The sequence below is a fragment of the Orenia marismortui DSM 5156 genome, assembly GCF_000379025.1.
Lineage (GTDB): Bacteria > Bacillota > Halanaerobiia > Halobacteroidales > Halobacteroidaceae > Orenia > Orenia marismortui.
This window is the reverse complement of sequence record NZ_KB900620.1, coordinates 128308-148994: the sequence shown is the minus strand read 5'-3', so window position 1 is coordinate 148994 and position 20687 is coordinate 128308. Positions and strand designations below refer to the sequence as shown.

The window sequence follows — 20687 nt, the reverse complement described above, 5'->3', positions numbered from 1 at the left end:
TTATTACATAAGCATTTGTATATTTATTCATTTAAATATTTAATAAGTAATTAAATTTATTTTTTGGTTTAAAAAGAAAATAGAAGAAATTTTTCGGTTGTTTTATTGACCATAAATACTATCTATGATATAATTTATAAAGAATTAGAAATAAAGTAAAAAAATAACTGGAAAATATTATGCATTAGGAATATAAGAGATACTGTGAAGTATAATCTATATTTGGTCACCTGGATTATATGGAGTTAGTGGTGAAACCTCCCTTTAAGGGGAGGTTTTTTATTTTTACTATAAGTTAATTATTTGACGCTCCACTACGCAAGCGTAAGTGGATTCTTCATTCCTAGAAACGAGCCTATTTCTGCTTAATATCAAGTATTAAGTAAGAAACTAGGTCTTACAGTTTCTCCAGAGGCTTACCTACGAGTTTTTATTAAAAACTCTTCGTGATGAATCCAATCCCGTACGCCCGACAGTACTGAACGATTAAGGATTTCAATTACCTTGAATATTTTACGTGGTAGAGGGGCTTGGTTATCGCTACTGATTCTTACCATAACTCAATATATTCAGTTGTGGATTTATCACGTCAGGCTATGCCTGTAAGAAGATTAGCCTTAATTAATGTTAGTTTACCACAAGTTTAATTAATTATGTATAATAATTATTAACAATAAATCAATATCGAATTAGTTTATTGTTGGTGCTTACATCCACAGGGCAAAGCCACAGTGGTTTTACGCACAAACCTATAACAATATCAATTAATAATTTATATAAATATTTTTAGAAGGGGGAGATTAAAATTATTAATCAAACAAATAGGACTTTGCTTTTTGAAGAAGTAAATCCTGAGAAATTAGATTTAATTACCTTAGTAGGAGATGTAAAGGAGCTTGATAGTTTAGATGATGATAAGATAAATGAAATTAATGAACACTTATTAGTAGAGAGTTTTGAAGAGTTTTTAAGAAAGTTTAGCCCTACAATTTATTCTTATTACAATGCTGCTAACCAAAAAGTAGTATATACCTCAAAAAGACCAGAGGGTGTACCAAATGATGGGATCACAGAGATAAAATTAAATGAGAATAATGACTTCTTAAAGATGCTATTTACCTTAATTGATACTAAAAAGAGTCAAGGAACAGAAAATGTAGATTTTAAGTTTGAGAATATTTTAGATATGATTTCACCGAAGAAAGTTATGGAAGATATAAAACAGGTTAGAAAAGAGATAAATTATTTGTATAGCAAATATGAAGATTTGGACGATGAAGATCCTAAAAAATTAGATTTAGGAGATAAATTAAATATTAAATTTGAAGAAGCAAGTCAAAATTATAATAATGTCTTAGGTATGTTACCTTTAGCAATAGAGGATATAAAGACAAGGTTATTATTAGGAGGAAGCCAAGAAGATTCTGAAGCTGAGGAAATTCAAATTGGTATGCTAACTATGGGAGATGATGGTGAATTAAAGATATTAGAAGCTCCTAAAGAAGAAGAGAAGGCTTTGGCAGAAAGAGGCGAGGAGCAGAGAAATGCTTTAGTGGAGGTTTTTGAAGAAGATTATGAAGAAATAACTGAAAATCCTACAGGGTATGTAAAGGATTTGGTAGTCAGAACCTTTGCACCTATTTCTACTCCTAAGACAGACATAGATGTAGAAAAAGAAGTTCAAAATTACAACAATTATCTAGAGTTTTATAAAAATACCAAAGATGATTTTGTTAAGGCTGCTAAACCCTTAATAGAAAAGTTATTAGGGATTAAGATGTTCTTTGAACAATATGAGACTAAAAATAACAATATGAAGCCAGAACTATTAGTTACTAACTCTAAGCCAGAAATGTTAATAAAAACAAATAATAAGCCAAGATTAGAAACCTTTTTGAATACTGTAAATGCTAAGAATAATTTTGCAGAAACAATTTGGTTTGGAATTGTTCCAAATATAGAGTTGGATGCTTCTAATAAAGTTCAAACTAGAAGGCAGAGATTTAAAGGAACAAATAAGACTAAGAAAGCTAAGGGGAATACTTTAGAGACTTTAACTGCTATATTGGATTTATGTAAAGATTATAAAGTTCAGGTATTCTTTAATTTTGAAGCTAATGAGAATACAACTTTTAATGATATGGCTACTAAAGGTGTAGATAAATATATAGAAAAGAGCAAAATATTGACTAATCAAGAGTATAGTGAATATGCAGTACCTTGTTTGCCAAACTTTACAGTAATACCAAAGGATAAGTCAGGTGTGGTTTTAGATAGTAAGATGCTTTATGAAAATGAAGGTGTAGTATTATCTAAAGCAGAGGAAGATATATTAAAGTTATGGTTAGAAGGTGTGTATATTGATGCCTCTTATATAGCTGCTGGTTTAGTCGCAGCTTATCAATGTCCAGATTACTTAAGAGAGAGGTTTAGAAAAGTGTCTACTTCTTACCCAGGAGTAAGATTTGATATAGAAAGTGGAGATAATGCATTGAAGGCTACAACAACCTTGGCTAAGGAAATATCTGGTTTTACTAATGTAATCAAAGATTCTATTAATAGAAATAATTTTGGTTTTGTATTTTCATCTGAGAATAATCAATTAGATGGAAAGCTTATTAAGAGAATAACTGTGTATAAAGCTAGAAGTTTAGGTATGACAGATGATATTTTTGATTCAATATATAAAACTATTATGAGTACTTATATTGAAAGAATGTTAAGGTTTAAAACAAGTGATTTTAAGGAAGACAAGATTATTAAGTTCTTTAGTAATAATCCAAAAAGCCAAAAAAGTGAGTGGATTAGCAATAAAGGATATGTAAATTCAATCTTACAAGAGGGTGATGATATAAATTATAATATCGATCCGGAAAGTAACTTATGCCAGTTAGATCTAGCTTTCAATGGTAATGTTAAGAATTTAGAAGTTGAGATAACTAAAAGTAGTGCAACTGGATAATTACAAAATAGAAATAATTAATGATTGAATTCTTCTATTTTTAAGATAAATTGTTAAAGTAAAAAATTAATTTATAGTTATCTTCTAGCTTGAATTAATTTTATATTATAGATTAAAGTGGGTATTAATATATTCTTATATTGATATAAATAAAAATAATTTTAGGAGATGATATTTATGGGATTTAGGTTAACAATTGAAGGTCAAAATGAAACTATTTCATTAGGGATGGACAATATTACAACAGCACATTTTAAGTCAGATACTCCTGATGATTCTAATGCAAGAGCTACTGATCTAGGCTCTATAATGGAAGTAGCAGGTAAAATAATAACTCCTGTAGATGGAGAGCCAGATGACACAATGAAACTTGCAACATGGTCACAAGTAAGTGCCGAAAAAGCAGATGCTTATCGAAATGTCATTTTGGAAGTAATTGCAGGGGATCAAGTAGTAAGAAAAGTAACTTTCCCTAATGCTTTTGTAGTAGATTATACTGAAGATTTTGGCCATACTGAAGGAATAGGTACTTTTAATTTATTTATTAAGCAGAAAAAAGATAAGAATGAACTTGTTACTATTGAAGGTGGATATGCAGCTGAATAGATTTTAAAAGAAAGGGGGAAGCTAGCTTCTCCCCTTTTTTCAATTTAATAGTGTGTTATTTAGATTTCGCCTAATGGGCGAGTTACTTTTGTCCTTAGAAACAAAAGTAACCAAACCTACGAGTTTTAAATTACAAAAACTCTTCGTGGCAAACCCGGCCCATTCATTGAGGAGAAAAACGCTCGTACTTTCTGAGATAACCTTCGGATGTTATCTAGAATATCAATCTCTATTGCAAATTTTATTTTATTATCATATTCTGCTTACTTTTCTAAAAGCGTTCAAAAGATTAATAAAGCTACAATTATTCTTCACATATTAAAGGTTTAAGTCTAAGAATTGAATCTAATTCTTATATTTAAGCTTTTAAGCAAAGGTTAATAAATAATAAGGGAGTGATATAGTGAACAAGAAAAGAAAACTTGGATTAATACTGATGTTATTAATAGTATCAGTGATATTTACAAGTTGTATGGCTGAAAAAGTAGATAAGGAACAATTAGCTAAGCAAAAAGCAGCTAAAGAAAGAGTAGCCAAGGTACATCGAGAAGCCTTAGAGTACCTCAAAGATATTTATAATGAAGAGTTTGTTATTAAGCATACTAGATATATTAAGAATGCAAAGGTCTGGGAATTGACAGCAGCACCAAAGGTAGATCAAGATTTAGAGTTTTTTGTTAGAACTGGTGGAATGTTTGGAAGTCAATTTCTAGCAGACTATGGAAGAAGAAAACTTATAGAAGAAACTAAGATTTATTATAGAAGAATTGTTAATAAAATTTTCAAGTGCAAACATAGAAGTTGGGCTAATATGGATACTGATGGAGAGTTTGGCTATATTCCAACAGTAGAAGAGGTTTTAGAAAAGACTCCTGAAGATACTTATGTTAATGTATTTATTTACATCTTTGAAGATGTGATTACAGACAAGGAAAAGAAAGAAGAGTTTCTATCTAATGTAATGGAATTATTAGAATATTTACGAGGTCAAAATCTCAAATGGGCAACAATTCAGATAAGCATCTATGATGAAGAGTTTTTTAGGGGGAAAGATATAGATTATCTTATAAAAGAAACTAATTTTTTTCATAAAGGTTCAAAAAAACTCAAATATAATGCTTTAGAATATCAATCTTATGAAGTGTATGGATTATACATAAGTAGAAAAGAGTTTTTGAAAATAAATACTGTTAAAGATTATAATATCAAAGACTTGGAAAAAGAAATATATAAACAGGATTTGAAATTTTTAAGAGAATAATTGAGTGTTGTGAGAAAAATTAGGAATTTATCATTTAAAGAAAGGGGATATATAGATGGTAGACATAAGGAAGAAAATCGATAATTTGAAGAAGTGGCATGATGAATTGTTAGAGTCTAAGGCAAAGTATGATGAACTTAATAGTAAAGTAGGACCTCTGTCTGATGAAGAAAATGAAGAGTTAGCTAATCTACGAACTAAAGTACATATTAGTGGTCGTGAAGTAGAATTTTCAAAGAGAGAATTGAAGGAAATAGACAGTCAGCAGGTAGATAAGATATCAGTTGAAGATGTTAAGGAGATTATTAAGGAAAACAAGGCAGAATTGAAGAAGATAAATGCTGAGATTCAAGAAAAAGGAATTGATTAATTTTATACAGGGGCTCTCTTTTATAGCTGCAGAGTTAAATACAGTAACCGATTTACAATACTTAGCCTTAGCAGTTTAACTAGTTTCGCCTAAGGGCGAGTTACTTTTGTCATTGCCACAAAAGTAACCAAAAGGTCTAGAAAAAATTAAACTCCCTACGGTCAAACAGTAATTTTTCCGCTATTAAGAGCAGAAAAACGCTAGTACTTGCTAAGATAACTTTCAGATGTTACCTAATTTATAGCTTTATATTGAGAGATTAGTTTTAATATGTAAGTTTGCTTACTTTTCTAAATTCAAAAGATTTAAAATTCTAATAGAGCTACAAATATTTGTAGTTGTATTGAGATTTTAAATATTATGGAAAGTTGAAACTGTCTTCATTAAATATAGACATATTAATTATTAATTTTATATTATTAATTAAACTAAAGGAGAGTGATATGGTGAATAAGAAAAGAAAACTTAGATTAATACTGATGTTATTAATAGTATCAGTAATGTTCACAGGTTGTATGGTTGAAAAAGTAGATAAGGAACAATTAGCTAAGGAAAAAACAGCTAAAGAAAGAGTAGCTAAAGTACATCGAGAAGCCTTAGAGTACCTCAAAGATACTTATAATGAAGAGTTTGTTATCAAAGATACCAGATATATCAGGAATACAAAGGTTTGGGAATTAACAGCAGCACCAAAAGCATATCCAGATTTAGAGTTTTCTGTTAGAACTGGTGGGACTTTTGGAGACCAATTTCTAGCTAGTTATTCTAGATTAAAATTAACTTATCAAGCAGATAAATATTACAAGCCAGTATTAAAAAATATTTTTGGGAAAGAGCTATATTTTTATACTACTATGGCGACGCGTGCAAAGTTTAAAGATAATAAGATACCAACTTTTGAAGAATTATTAGACTATGGATCAAAAGATACTTATGTCAATATATTTATTTATATCTTTGAAGATATCATTACAGACAAGGAAAAGAAAGAAGAGTCTCTATCAAATGTAATGGAGTTATTAGAGTATTTACGAGGTCAAGATTTGAAATGGGCAACTATTCAAGTAAATATCTATGATGAAGAGTTTTTTAGAGATAAGGATATAGATTTGATTTTAAAAGAAACTAAATTCTTTCATACAGGTTCAACAAAGCTTAAATATAATGCTTTGGAATATAAATCTTATGAAGTATATGGATTAAGAATAGATGATATAGAATTTTTTGAAATCAAGACACTTAAAGATTTAGAAAGTGAATTATATAAAACAGATAAAAAATTCTTAAGAGAATAAAAAAGCAAATAAAAATGATAATTGAGTTTTGTAAGGAGAATTAAAAATTTATTATCTCATTTGAAAGGAAGGGGATATATAGATGATAGACATAAAGAAGAAAGTTGACAATTTGAAGAAATGGTATGATGAATTGTTAAAATCTAAGCTAAAGTATGATGAACTTAATAGCAAAGTAGGACCTCTATCTGATGAAGAAAATGAAGAGTTAGCTAATCTACGAACTAAAGTACATATTAGTGGTCGTGAAGTAGAATTTTCAAAGAGAGAATTGAAGGAAATAGACAGTCAGCAGGTAGATAAGATATCAGTTGAAGATGTTAAGGAGATTATTAAGGAAAACAAGGCAGAATTGAAGAAGATAAATGCTGAGATTCAAGAAAAAGAAGCAGAAATAGAAGAAGTAAAAGTAAAAAGAATGATGTTAGATTATAAAAGATATACAATTGAAACGAATAAATCTGAAATAGATAAACTAAAAAAGAAAAAGGAATTGATTAATTTTATACAGGGTCTCTCTTTTATAACAGCAGAGTCAAATACAATAACAGATTTACAATATTTAGCCTTAGCAGATTTAGTATATAATGATTTCAGTAAATTCCAGGAAAGAGGAGGTACTATAGTATTACAGGATATCTTTAATGATAAAAACAATTTCACTGTAAATAAAGAAGACTCCAAAAACAGATGGAAGACCTACAAGAACCATGTAGGTGATTGGACGTTTTTAGAAGCATATGATCCAGATGTTTTATTAACTAGAGAAAAAACAGAACTAACTTTAGAAGAACAACAGTTTTATGCAGCAGCCTTTCAAAGCCCTGATAAAAAGGAAATAGTAATTGCCTATCGAGGAACAGATGGTGATAATGGAGACTATGATCAAGGGGAAAAGTCATCAATTTCCAAATTATCAAAATTAAGTCCTGAGTTGAGTAATTTAATTTTTGAGTTAGAAGAATTTAGTCCCAAATTAAAAGAAATACTAGAGAAAGAGATTATTGATAAAGACCCTGATTTTATATTAGAGCATGGAGTGACCAATAGAAAGATAGGAGCAGGAACACCAGGAAGGCAGTTTGAATTAGCTGAAAAGTTTTATAAGGATATAATTTCAAATGATAGATATGAAGCAGATAATATTTCCTTCACTGGACATTCTCTAGCAGGTGGATTAGCTCAATATGCAGCAGTGATCTCTTCTGATAAATCCAATTCTGCATCTGCAGTGAAACATACTGTAACTTGGAATGGGATAGGAATTAAGGCATTTTCAAAGGTGATAGGCTATGAATTTTTTGATGAATATATCTCTATTTTACAAAGATTGAAGGATAGAGGGGTAGAATTTTTAAAAGAAAAATCATCAATATTTAGAGAATTAACCAAAACATACAAAACGTTATCTGAGAGAACTTTAAATCATTTTGAAAAAAAGGGATATATAAAGGATGGAAAAATAACAACAGAATTTTTGGATGATGAAGGAGAAGTAGATATTGAAAAATTAGAAAGTGCTATAGATAACTTTAGACTAAAAGAAAATTTGATGGATTTAGATATTAGTGATGCTTTATTATCATATTGGGATGATTATGAAATCTTTGATTCTTATGAAAACATCAAGAAAAAGTTGGACTTTAAAAGAAGGTTTGCTTCTTATTATCGAGATGGAGAAAAGTTCAAGAATAAGGTTAGAAATTATATTATCTCAATAGATTTGACAGGGAACTTGGGTCAACATCTAGGAACTACTTATATAGTTGACAAAGAGCTTAGCAAAGGTGATTCAGCATATTTTTTCCCAAATGCAGATGTTGATAATATTCTACCAGCTGCTGAATACCATGGTTTCGATACTTTTTTTCCATATGTACATTTACCGCATAATGAGGCTAGTTCTAATAATGCTTTAAAAAGTTACAATTCTAATCTAAAAAATAGATATGGATATCAAGCTAAATTAGGAGACATAACAAACAAACTTAGTTATGATTATTTGTTGGCTATTGTCAAGAAAATAATGGCTGATATAACTCAGATTCTTAAAACATATAGTTTTTATACGTGGAAAAATAGTAATGCATTATTTGTATTAGCTAAGGATCATCAGGAAGAGGGGAAGAATGAGAACGATGATCTGATTAAAATAATAAAAGAAACTTTAAGGCATAGTATGCGGATTCATAATAAAGAAGAATTTGATGAGATTAAAGGTGATACATGTTTAAATAGTAATAAATTCTATATTAGAGCTAAAAATGGAGATAATAAAAGATTTGTTTTAACAGAAGCAAATAGATTATATAAGTTAGATTATGCGATTGTAGAACAATTAAATAATATGAAAGAGGAAGAAATAGATGGTTTAGTTAAGTGGGGAGGAATAGAAGGTGAAAAAGCTATTTTGATTTTAGGATTAGAAGGTTTAAAAGATGAAGAAGACATAATTGACTATAATTTAACTAAAGATGAGACCGAGCTAACAAATGGAGAGTATAAATTAGAGATTCAATTCCGCGATCCTAATTTAGATGATTATTCTCCTCTTCAAGCCAATCTTCTGGATGATAAAGAAGCAGGAGAAACATATACATCTAAAGGCAAAAAGGTTAATTCTGAAAATGATAAAGAGATAATGGAGATTTTGGATGGTATAGAATTTACAGCTGTATAATAATCTTATTTATAAAATCAGCTAGCTAGAGGGGGATAATATGAAAAGTTCTAATTCACAAGAGTTGAAATTTTTAATTAGAATTGCTCAGTTAAGTGATAGTCTTTTAAGGAAGATTGTAAATGAGAATAAAGAAAATCTAAATGCAATAGTTAAGGATTTTTTTGGGATTGATTTGGCTAATGATATAGAAACAATTTTAGAAAATTTAGTCTCTAAGATTAATCAAGAGAAAAAAATCATTAGTAAATCTGAAAAGAATTCCAAAGGTAAAGAGTTGAAGTTATACTATAATGATATAGAAGATGTAGATATTAAACAGATAACTAATTTATGTATTGCAGTAGGATTACCTACTGAATCGTTTGAATTAGCAGAAGAATGTTACTATAAGATAGTAGAAGAAGATGAGGATTACGCTAATGGTAATTATAAAGCACTAAACTTTATAGGCGATGGTCTCGGAGGGGCTTTTGCTCAATATACTACAATGTTATCAGCTGGTAATGGTGATAATTATCAATGTATTACTAGAAATAGTATAGGTATTAAGAACTTCACTGAATTTAAAGGAAATGAGTTTTTAGGATATTCACTTGGAATCAAACTTTTTCTAGAAAATATCCTTAAAGAAGATAATAGTATGAACTATTTGCTGACTAAACTTAAAAAGAAAGGTGTAATTAAAGGGGGGAATATTAGTTATAGCTATCGAGAAAGTATAGAAAATGTTAATGCAGAGAAATTAAAATATATTTTAACTGAGATACTTTTTACTAATTATAGTGGAGAGAAGAAAGATTTAAGAAAGAAAGTAGAGGTAGCTTTTGATCCGAAAATTGTAGAGAGAAAGATGAGATTTATAGATAATTATAAGATATATCAAGAGAGGATTAAGGCTGAAAAACAGAGGGTTATTAACTATATAATCTCGTCTAATTTTGGAAGTCGGGTTCTAAGACATATCGGTTCTAGCTATCTAGTAGATCAGAATTTAGAGAGTTTTAGTGGAGGAATAGATCAAGAACTAATCAAGCGGATAGAGAGTTTAGAAGAAGATCAATTAGATTCTTTATTAGAAGCAAGAGTTGACTTATTTGAACCATATATGTTATTGGCAGAAGGTGCTAATGCTAAATCAGCTAAGAATAGATTTAGAAAGAAGCCTAATATTGGTAACATGACCAACAATCTCAGCCTTGATTATCTGCGCTCATTAGTTAAAGATATAATTATTGACTTGAATGCCAAAGATAAAGAAATTATAAAAGAAGTTTTTAGACTTTCACGGCGTGGTACTGGCAAGGAATTTTTAAGCATAATTAAGGATAGATTGCGCCATAGTATGTATTTACAAAAGAAGATTAGCAAAGAAGAGTTTGATTATGAATGTACCTTCTTACAAGAAAATCCAGATCTATTAACAGATAAGGCTAAAGTCTATAGACTTGATCAAGCAGCTTTAAATCAATTACAGCGAATGAAGTATACTGAGTTGAAAGACTTATGGAAGTGGGAGTTAACTGGTGGGGGAATCTTTTTAAAGTTAGGTAAGAAGCTTGAAGATGGTGAAGAGGCTAAGGAGTACCATAGTTCTAATCCAGCAGAAAAATTCAGTAATGAAGAAGAGAGATTGAAAATAGACCTTCAAGAGCCTTCGATAAATAGAATCTATGGTTCTTTAAAGCAGAAGAAGTATTTAGAGCCAAAGGATACCGACTACTTAAACCAAGATAATGATATATATGAGTTTGCAGCTAATCAAGGAGTAGGCTTTGAGATTTTAAGTGAGCATAGTAGCTTAAATCGCAATATTAAAGTAGATAATCAAGATATCTCAGGAAGTTACAAGCAAAAGAAGCGAGAAGAAGCTGATATAGGCTCTAGAAACAAAACTCTACGTGATAAATACTTTGGAGATAATATAATCTTAAGGGATGATTATAAGTTAATCTATATTTATGGTTCTAATAAAGAGAATGAATTAATTATCGATGGATTCAAGAATGGAGATTATGGAATAAATTTAGTAGAGCAATCCAAAGAGGGGCAGGATAGCAAAGTTCCTTTGACTTATACATCTTATAAGATTAAATTCGATAATTTTGAGTTTATAGCTTTAGATAGACTTGAGATTAAGAAATCAATTTATGACCATACAAGAGTCAGTGTTGCAGGTCTTATTAATGAAGATAATTTTTCAGCTTATGAAAAGTATTTGGCACAGGAAGATCCTAAGTTAGTCATAACCTATAATAATAATGATGATACTAAGATATTGTTTAAAGGAATTATTGAGGATTATAGTATAGCTTATGAAAATCATGATTATTATTTAGAGTTAAAAGCATTATCATATAGTGTCTTATTAGAACGAAGACGGATTAATAGAATCTATCAAAACCTAGGAACAACCTATAATCAAGTTTTTGCTAAGTTAATGGATCAAAATTCAGAGTTCAACCTAGCTTTTGCTGAAGATGCAGTAGGGAATACAGAGTTAGTATCAGCAGATTATCCTGTGGTATTACAGTATAAAGAAAATGAATGGGATTTTATTAAGCGAATTTCTTCTTACTTAAATCAGTTATTAATAGTTGATGATACTAAAGATAGTTCAGAAAAGATAAATATTCAAGTGGGTGCTCATAATCTACCTGCCAAAAATTTGAATAATATTAAGGGAAGTAAGAAGAAGAAGATTGGAAAGCGATTCAATGAATTTAATTATTATAAGGTTGATCATCATGGTCATTTTAGGTCAGAAGGTATATTTGATCTAGGCAGAAAAGTTAAATATAAGGTTAATAACCAAGAAGATAATACTTTAGAATTAACTATAATCAAAAATAGAATTTATGTTGAAGGAGGAATCTTATATTCCGATCTAACCTTAGTTGCTCAAGAGGATTTAAGGTTAGAAAAAGAGTTAAGAAAGGCTCCAATTAAAGGTCGTTCTTTTAGAGCTGAGGTCAAGAAATTAAATAATAAACATAAGGCTCAAGTTCTTTTTAGAGACTTAGAAGATGAATATGATCAAGCAGCATCCTTTTGGATTCCAATAGATAAGCCTTATACCAATGCTTATTTTTCACCAGAGGTGGGAGATATAGTAGATATTATTTTTAAGGCTAAGAATGAAAAGCATCTTACTTTAAAGAGTAGTTCTATCGATAAAGAGCAAGAGGTTGAATGGGAAGCAAGTGATAAGCTACTCTATACTCCAGGTGGCTATCAAATGAAAGTTAATAATCAAAAGATCTTATTAGCAGCTAAAGATAATAAGTCAGCTTTAGAAGTTAAAGAAGAGTTGATAAATCTAGTGAGTAGCAAACAGCAATTAAAACTCAGTAAAGAAGAGATTAGTGCCCAAGGTGAGAAGGGAGAGTTTGGTCTTGATGATCAAAGAGTCTTATTTAAATTTGGTTCTAAAAATGTAATGATTGATGATAGTGGAATCAACATACTTTAAGGGAGGGAAAATAATGAGTGCTAAAGGCCAAAGAAAAAGTGATGATCTTCCAATAACTTATACTTCAAAATATAAGATTAAATTTGATAATTTTGAATTTATAGCTTTAGATAAATTTGAGATTAAGAAATCTATTTATGATCATAGCAAGGTTAGTATTGCAGGAGTTATTAGTGAGGATAATTTGGCAGATTATGAGAGGTATTTGGAGCAGCAGGATCCGAAATTAGTAATAACTTATGATAATGATGATAGTAAAATATTATTTAAAGGAATAATAAAAAATTATAGTTTTGCTTATAAAAATCATGATTATTTTCTTAATTTAGAAGGGATTTCTTATAGTAGTTTATTATCTAAAAGAAGGAATAATAGAATTTATCAAAACTTAGAAACAACATATCAAGAAGTATTTGATCAGTTAATGGAAGCTAATTCTGAATTCAATTTAACCTTTGCTGATGATAGCTTAGGAACAACTCCTCTAGTATCAGCAGATTATCCTGTAGTTTTGCAGTATAAAGAAAGTGAATGGGATTTTATAAGAAGAATTGCTTCTTATTTAAATCAGCTAGTGATTGTAGATGATACTAAAGATAATTCAGAAAAGATAAATATTCAAGTCGGTCCTCATAATGCTCCTGCTAAAGAATTAAATAATGTATTTGGAGCTAAAAGAAAGAAGACTGCTAGAAAAAATATTAAGTTTAATTATTATAAGGTTAAGGGTCATGAACATTTTAGATCAGATAATATCTTTGATGTAGGCAAAAAAGTAAATTATAAGCTTAGCAATCAAAGTGAAGATACAATAGAGTTGATAATTATAAAGAATAGAATTTATATAGCAAATGGTATCTTATCCTCTGATTTAACCTTGTTAAGAGAAGATGAGATTAATTTAGCGAAAGAAAGAAGAAAAATTTCGATAGCGGGCAGAAGTTTTAGAGCAGAAGTAAAGAAGGTTGAGAAGAATCATAAGGCGCAGGTACAATTTATTGATTTGGAGGATAAGTTTGATCAAAGTAAGGCCTTTTATTTCCCAATAGATAAACCTTATACTAATGCCTATTTTGCTCCAGAGGTGGGAGATATAGTTGATATATATTTTAAAAGTAAGAATGAAAAGCATGCTACTTTAAAGAGTAGTTCCATTGATAAAGAGGAAGAAATAGAAAATGAACCAGCCGATAAGATAATAATTACTCCTGGGGGATATAAGATAAGAATTAATAATGATAGTATCTTAATCTCAGCTAAGGATGATAAGTCATTAGTAGAATTGCAGGAGGAATCAATTACCATGCTAAGTGAGAAGAATAGAATAAAAATGAATAAAGATTTAATTGAGATGAAGACAAAGAAAGGAAAGGTTGTGATGGATAAAGCAACAACTGAACTTAGTTTTGGAGGTAAGAAGATAGAGATTAGTAATAGTGGGATTAATATGAGTTAATGAGATGATAAGAGTGGCAGGAGGGAGTAAGTTGAAGGAGATAATCAAAGAGAAATTAGACTCAATGGGGAACCTTGCTCAAAGAAAGATATTAAAGAATGTAATGGAAGGAGTTTTTGAAAGTCTTCTAGATTATCAAGAAGAGATGAGTAAGAACTTAGAAGCTAGAGTTTTTAATCAAATTGAGAATAAGGAAAGCAATTATAATATATATACTACTATTGTAAAGGAAGATAAGCTTAATTTAATAGATGATTTTTTATTTCCAATTTTAGATAGAGATAAAGAGGAGACTGATAAAGGAGAAATTATTAAGAAGATAAATCAAAAAGAGGAATTAATTATTACTAGAGTTTTTTTTGACCTTGGATATCAAGAAATAGAAAATTTGAGAAAAGAAAACAGAATATTTTCAGGGATTATTGTTGGGGAGGAAAGAGAATATAAGATCTCCTTTGAGTTGCGCTATAATCAAGAGTATTTAAAGGCTGAAAAGGAGTTATATGAAATTTTTATTGAGAATTCTTTGGCTTGGAGAACGATTAATAATCCTTATATCAGAAAAATATTTGATGTTGTAATTGTAGATTATGATGAAAAGGTAGAAGAATTAAGTGATTTTGAGTCTATAGATTTGGATTTAGAAGAATTTGATGATAATAAGTATTTAAATTATATACCTGTATGGAATATAGGAAAGATATATAAGAAAGCAGATGGCTTTCCAATGGCTGCAAGAGATAAGGTTAATTATGATCATATGATTTATTTAGATAATATGAATGTTCAAAATGGTTACTTAGTTGTAGCAAATGATTATAATATAGTTTCTATCAGAAAGAGTAGAGAAGAGTTGATAATCACTAGTGATGAAAGTAATTCAGTTCCTTGGGAGATACTTAAGGTTGTTCAGGAGAGGAAGTTTAAAAATTACCATTTAGAGTTTGAATTAATGAGCAATACTAAAAAGGATTCTTTTATGGGTAAGGCCTTTCAACAGAATCATAAAGTAATAAAAACTTTAGGCGAGATAAATAGAATCTGTAACTCTTTTAAAAATATTAATGGATTTAATTTAGAAGAGGTTAAGATATTAGAAAATATGACTTATGATAGTTTTACTTATGATTATAATCAATTTATAGAAGATGAGATTAGGATAGCAAACTTAAAAAAAGTAATGCTATTAAAATTTAGTAGTAATAGAGAAGACTATCTTAAGTATGATTTGCTTAGTTTTATAGTATCTGAGCTTCAAATGTATTTTCCAGATTATATTTGTAAAGGAGTATGTGAATAATGGATTATATCTGGGATGTATTAGTAAAAGCTAAGAATGAAGAAATAGATTTAAAGGAGATAAGCTTTAAGCTGGCATCTAGTTATTCACCATATATGGAGCTTAGTAATGAAGAGCTTAATTTCAATGAAATCAATGGTGGAATAGAGATAAATCCTTATTATAGATTTTCTGAGATATTCAAGGATCTTTTTAATCCAAACTATAGTGAATATCAAGAATTAAGAGAAGTATTTTTAGATATTATAGTACATTTTTTAGGTCAGATAGATCTTCAACAAGGAATGGATAAGATAGAGTATCATAAGAGCTTTATTTATGATGAAATTAAAACTGGGTATTTTGGAGAGAGAGTTAAAGAAGGGATAAAATTTTTAAATCCTTATGAAATAAATGTTCTTTTAAGAAATTTTTATAAATTTTATCTTTCAGGAGATTATATTTATTATTTAAAAGATACTACCAAAAAGATATTTGAAGGCTCAATCTTATATCTAAACCAAGAAGGGATTAATGAAATCCTTGCTTATATAAATGATTATAGTAATGAAGAGAATTTAATGAAATTAAAGGTTATTGAAGATTTATTTTTACCTATAAATTTTAAGTTAACAACTTATTGGGAGAATCATTTTGGAGTAATAGATGTAGAAGAGACTATGCAAGTTGGAAAGATTTCGATCTATTAGAAGGGGAGGTAAAATATGAAATCTTATAAGTTGAATCCTGGAATGATTAAAGATAAAACAAGAAAGTTTAGTAGAAGTGAATTAATGGAGATGTCTACTTATAAACTAAGAAATATCTGCCGTAAATACAAGATTATCAAAGCATATCAAAGCTTTTATGATAAGAAGAAATTAATTGATGCCATACTTAAATATCGAGGTGTAGAAGAGTCTTACTTAATTGATAAAGCTAAGGCAGAGGGCTTTGAAAGAATGCAAGAAATCTTAAATGAAAATTTAGTTACTGAATTAAAATCATTAGATAAGATAAAGATTCCTGCTAAGATAACGATTTATAAAGAAGTAGGAATTAATAAAGAAGATATGTATAAGGTTATTGCAGAGAATGAGATTGAAGAATCAAATGCATTATTAGTTAATGGAAGAAATTATTTATGTGGGATCTTTAATTTAAAGAAAGATAAGAATAATGATAATGAGTATTACTTAGTTGCTAATAAAGAAAATCTAAGGTTGGGAGGGCTAAAGAATAAAAATTATAGTCTACTCTTCTTTAAAAAAAGCTATTCAGAGTACTTGTACAAAAGTTATTATGCAGATAATAAGTTGCCACCGATGAATCTTGAGTATTATAAAGTAGCGATAATAGATTTTAAGATAAAGAATTTAGAGGAAACTAAAGAGGTTTTATGTATTGATTTTGGGACTTCCAATACAACTGCAGGTGCTTATTTAGATAACAATTATGTTTCTAGTCCTTCTAATAATGATATCTTAAATAAAAAAATAAAGATTAATGATATTAATTTTGTTAAGTTTCCTTTTATAACATCTAAAGAAGAAAGATGGATTGAAATGACTCCTACTATAGCTTATGTACTGGATTGCTCTAAGCCCAAAGATATAAAATTCTTATTTGGGCATAAAGCAAAGTATAGAATGAAGAAAAACGATTATACCAGTAATGCTAGTGTATTTCAAAGTATAAAAAGATGGGTAAATACTTATCAACAAAAAGAAGAGGTATATGATGAGTCGGGTAATATAGCAAAAATCACCAGAGGAGAGATTATTAAGGCTTATATAAATCATGTAATCAAGACAGCTGAACATCAGTTCAAGTGTAAATTTAAGAATATACATATCTCTAGTCCAGTAAAGTTAAAGTCTCAATTTATCACAATGTTTCAGGAGATAATTCCAGAGTATAATTTAGAGGTTAAAGATCTTTTAGATGAAGGAATATCAGTGCTTTATAATACAATAGCTAAGCAAATAGAGCAAAGAAGTTTTTATGATGGTGAAGAGTATAAGGCATTAGTTATAGATTGTGGAGGTGGTACAACTGATTTATCTTCTTGCTGTTTTAGGATTGAAGAAGGAGATATTTCATATAAAGTAGATATCAAGACAGGTTTTGAAAATGGAGATACTAACTTTGGAGGAAACAATATAACCTATCGAATAATGCAATTTATGAAGATTGTCTTTGCTAACTATTATCAGAATGATGGAGCTATTATAGATATTGATAAGTTAATAGATATACCAAGTGTTGACCTGTTTAGATATGTTGATGAATTGGGAATAAATAATATTTATGAGATTTTAGAAGAACGCTATAGCGAAGTAGAAAGAATAATACCTACTAGATATAAGGAGTATGAAAATAAGACCAGTATTGAATATCAGAAAGTAAAGAATAATTTTTATTTTCTCTGGGAAATAGCTGAAAATATGAAGAAAGAGTTCTTTAAAAAGACCAATATCCTAAGAAATAAATTTGATTCTACAGAGTTTAGAGATGTGGATAGTGACTTACATATTACTTCTTTAAATAAATGGAGTATTTCAATCTATAAAGATGGATTCTTAGAAACAATAAATCAATTTCCAGATGTAGTCTTTAATATTAAAGAAATTACCAAACTTATTAAAGCTGATATTTATGAGATAGTTAGAAAGTTTTTAGAGAAGTTCTATGAAAGTAGAGAATTAATGGATTATTCAATCATAAAATTAACTGGTCAATCTTGTAAGATAGATATTTTTAAAGAAGCATTAAAAGAGTTTGTCCCAGGGAGAAGTATAGAATTTAAGCAGAAACAGAAAGATGATGAAAACTCCTTAAATCTTAAACTATCATGTTTAAGAGGAGTAATTAAATATATGAAGTCTAAAAAGATTGGTGATATTGAAGTTAATATCGAAAATGAGGCACCAGTTATTCCATATTCTATCAGTGCTGATACTTTTACTGGTAGAGAGAAGGTAATTATTGATACTCAAGAAAGAATAAATCAAGCTAAAGGTAATATATCTAAGCCTATAAGTACTGAAGAAATTAAGTTTTACTTAAAGAGTGAGGAGGGGATATTAAAGAAGGAGTATAGATATGAAAATGATTTAAGTACTTATCAGCCTATAATGGTAGAAGAAATTATTAATGAATATCAGGATAAGATTTCTCAAGAGGATACAGATACTATTAGAAATGGTGAACTTAAGTTCTTCTTATTTACTGATGATAATAACTGGGGATTTTTTGTCTTAGCAATCTGTCGAAGGGAAGAACAACTCTATGTTGGTGAGAAGAAGTACTTTACCTTTGAGGATGACTTATCTAATTTAGATTTTTTTGATGGCTTGAAATAATTGATAATTAGCTAAGCTTAGTTAGAGAGGAGAAGAAATTGTTTAGTAACAAAATTCCGTATTTTAAAAGAGGAAATATATTAAAGAAAGGAATGCTCGAAAATTTAAGAGATTATCCTAGGAATTTTTTGAATTTATACTTTAATGATTATTCCGATGGGATAATCTCAGGATGTGATATCTTAATTGAGGATGATTACCTTTGTATCAATCAGGGGATTATCAAATTTAATGGTTTGATCTATATAATGGATCAGTTTTATAAGATTAATTATTCTAATACAAACAAAGAGGTTTTAATTAAGGTTAAATTTTTTGAAGCAGAGGACAGTAGAGATTACAAAAATTACAGTAGTGAAATTTTATTAGATGAGAATTTAAAGTTGGCAGATGATGAGTTTGAGTTGGCTAGATTTAAACTTAGAGAAGGTGCAAAGTTAAGGGCTAACTACAGTAGTTTTGCTGATTTTGATACTGAATACAATACGATAAATATAATTAATGTAGCTTATTCTAATCATGGTCAATCTACCTTACATCCCTTAATAGTAAGTAATTTTGCTAAAGAAATATTAGCAAGAACAAGTGATGATTCTTTAGATCTGGTATTTGCTATGGAGTGTTTAAATTCAAGGGCTGTTAACAGAGATTTAATGATAAGTTATGTGAGTAAGAAATTAGCTTTAGCTAAAGAAGAATATAGTAACTTAGAGTTATATAAGTATATGAAGAAGATAATTAAGAGCTTGTCTTATGCTAAAGAAGATAAAAGAAATAGTCCAAGAAGGCAGAGTAAAATCATAGTTGACTAGAGGAGGGGCTTAATTTTTAATGGAAGATTATTATAAAATTTTAGGGGTTAATCAAGATGCTGATTCTTCTAAGATAAAGAAAGCATATAGGAAGTTAGCATTGAAATATCATCCTGATAGAAATTCTGGTGATAAGAATGCAGAAAAGAGATTTAAAAAGATTAGTAAAGCCTATGAGGTTTTAAGTGATAAACAAAGTAGAAAAGAATATGACACTAAGTTAAATGCAGAATTTAAACAAAGCACTAGAAGAAAAGCTAAGCAAAGAAGTAAAACAAGAAGAGAAAATAAATTTAGTCAAGGTGAGTTTAAAGATTTTGAAAAGCAGTTTGCAAGTTTTTTTGGTTTTGACCCAAAAACTAAAGAGAAAGTAAAGTCAGATAAAGATAATAAGAGTTCAATGAATACCGATGATTTATTTAAGCATTATTTTGGTGTTAATAATAAGAATAATTAGGAGGGAATATTTATGAGTAAAGTTGTATCTTTTCTTTCTAAGATATTAAATTTAATTAATTTACCTAAGCACATTAAAAATATTTTTTTAAAAAGAAAAATAAGGAAATACACAGCTAATAATAATGATAATAGCAATATTATTTTGAAGATATTTAATTGGCTGATAATAATAACTGTATTATCAAGTATAGTATATTTAAATCTCACTTATAAGATTTCTAGGGGGTTATTGATAGGTGAGGTGAGCTTGGGGATTATTATCTGTGCTTTTTTATTATGGAAGAAGAGAAAGGGTAAAAAAGCACAGACCAAAGATCCACAAATTAAAAAAATATTATTAAAAGATCAAAATCAAAATATTATTAATACTTGGGAGCTGCGCAATGAAGTTTCTATATTAATTGGAAAGAAGACTAGAATAAATCAAGTCGATATCGATCTATCAGAGACAATTTACTCTTCTTTAATCAGTAGGCAGCATGGAGTATTAAATAAGGCGGGAAATAAATGGTATTTTGAGGATATAGGTTCATCTAATGGGAGTGGTATTAGAAGAAGAAATGATTCTAAAAAAATTAGATTAGCTGAAGGAAGTCCTTATCAGTTATATTCAGGAGATATTTTATATATAGCCAATACTAAATTATTTGTTCAATAAAAGACAGGAGGA

At 28.9% G+C, this 20687-nt stretch carries 14 protein-coding genes and 1 riboswitch; all 14 genes read left to right on the top strand.

Features of this window, described 5'->3' with window-relative positions; translation table 11 throughout:
- Positions 1-188 precede the first annotated feature (188 nt).
- A riboswitch (cyclic di-GMP riboswitch) is annotated at positions 189-272 on the top strand.
- Between the two features lie 527 nt (positions 273-799).
- The 14 genes from OREMA_RS0110095 (at position 800) to OREMA_RS18390 (ending at position 20675) form a co-directional block, all read left to right on the top strand.
- Positions 800-2962, top strand: a complete 2163-nt coding sequence (locus OREMA_RS0110095) for a hypothetical protein (protein ID WP_026188961.1) — start codon at positions 800-802, stop codon at positions 2960-2962.
- A 177-nt stretch (positions 2963-3139) separates the two neighbouring features.
- A complete protein-coding gene (locus OREMA_RS0110090; protein ID WP_018249143.1) occupies positions 3140-3568 on the top strand; it encodes a hypothetical protein in 429 nt (142 codons plus the stop codon).
- 403 nt (positions 3569-3971) lie between these two features.
- Complete coding sequence (locus OREMA_RS0110085; RefSeq protein WP_018249142.1) at positions 3972-4829, top strand: hypothetical protein; 858 nt, start codon at positions 3972-3974, stop codon at positions 4827-4829.
- 55 nt (positions 4830-4884) lie between these two features.
- Positions 4885-5199: a hypothetical protein gene (locus OREMA_RS0110080; RefSeq protein ID WP_018249141.1), complete on the top strand. Its 315-nt coding sequence runs from the start codon at positions 4885-4887 to the stop codon at positions 5197-5199.
- Positions 5200-5645: 446 nt separating this feature from the next.
- Positions 5646-6494 (top strand): hypothetical protein, encoded by an 849-nt coding sequence (locus tag OREMA_RS0110075; RefSeq protein WP_018249140.1) that lies wholly within the window; start codon positions 5646-5648, stop codon positions 6492-6494.
- An 82-nt stretch (positions 6495-6576) separates the two neighbouring features.
- A complete protein-coding gene (locus OREMA_RS0110070; RefSeq protein WP_018249139.1) occupies positions 6577-9174 on the top strand; it encodes a hypothetical protein in 2598 nt (865 codons plus the stop codon).
- A 40-nt stretch (positions 9175-9214) separates the two neighbouring features.
- Positions 9215-12646: a hypothetical protein gene (locus tag OREMA_RS0110065; RefSeq protein WP_018249138.1), complete on the top strand. Its 3432-nt coding sequence runs from the start codon at positions 9215-9217 to the stop codon at positions 12644-12646.
- Between the two features lie 13 nt (positions 12647-12659).
- On the top strand, positions 12660-14102 hold the full coding sequence (locus OREMA_RS0110060) for a contractile injection system protein, VgrG/Pvc8 family (protein WP_018249137.1): 1443 nt from the start codon (positions 12660-12662) through the stop codon (positions 14100-14102).
- 31 nt (positions 14103-14133) lie between these two features.
- Positions 14134-15402, top strand: coding sequence for a hypothetical protein (locus OREMA_RS0110055; protein WP_018249136.1), 1269 nt, complete (start codon positions 14134-14136; stop codon positions 15400-15402).
- Positions 15402-16091: a hypothetical protein gene (locus tag OREMA_RS0110050; protein ID WP_018249135.1), complete on the top strand. Its 690-nt coding sequence runs from the start codon at positions 15402-15404 to the stop codon at positions 16089-16091. The genes OREMA_RS0110055 and OREMA_RS0110050 overlap by 1 nt, the downstream gene beginning before the upstream one ends.
- A 15-nt stretch (positions 16092-16106) precedes the next feature.
- Positions 16107-18746 (top strand): Hsp70 family protein, encoded by a 2640-nt coding sequence (locus OREMA_RS0110045; protein ID WP_018249134.1) that lies wholly within the window; start codon positions 16107-16109, stop codon positions 18744-18746.
- Between the two features lie 38 nt (positions 18747-18784).
- Positions 18785-19558, top strand: a complete 774-nt coding sequence (locus OREMA_RS0110040; protein WP_018249133.1) for a hypothetical protein — start codon at positions 18785-18787, stop codon at positions 19556-19558.
- Positions 19559-19577: 19 nt separating this feature from the next.
- Entirely contained in the window at positions 19578-20015 is a 438-nt protein-coding gene (locus OREMA_RS0110035; protein WP_018249132.1) for a DnaJ domain-containing protein, read from the top strand.
- Between the two features lie 12 nt (positions 20016-20027).
- Positions 20028-20675 carry an FHA domain-containing protein gene (locus OREMA_RS18390; RefSeq protein ID WP_018249131.1) on the top strand — a complete coding sequence of 216 codons (648 nt, stop codon included), beginning with the start codon at positions 20028-20030 and terminating at the stop codon, positions 20673-20675.
- Positions 20676-20687 lie beyond the last annotated feature (12 nt).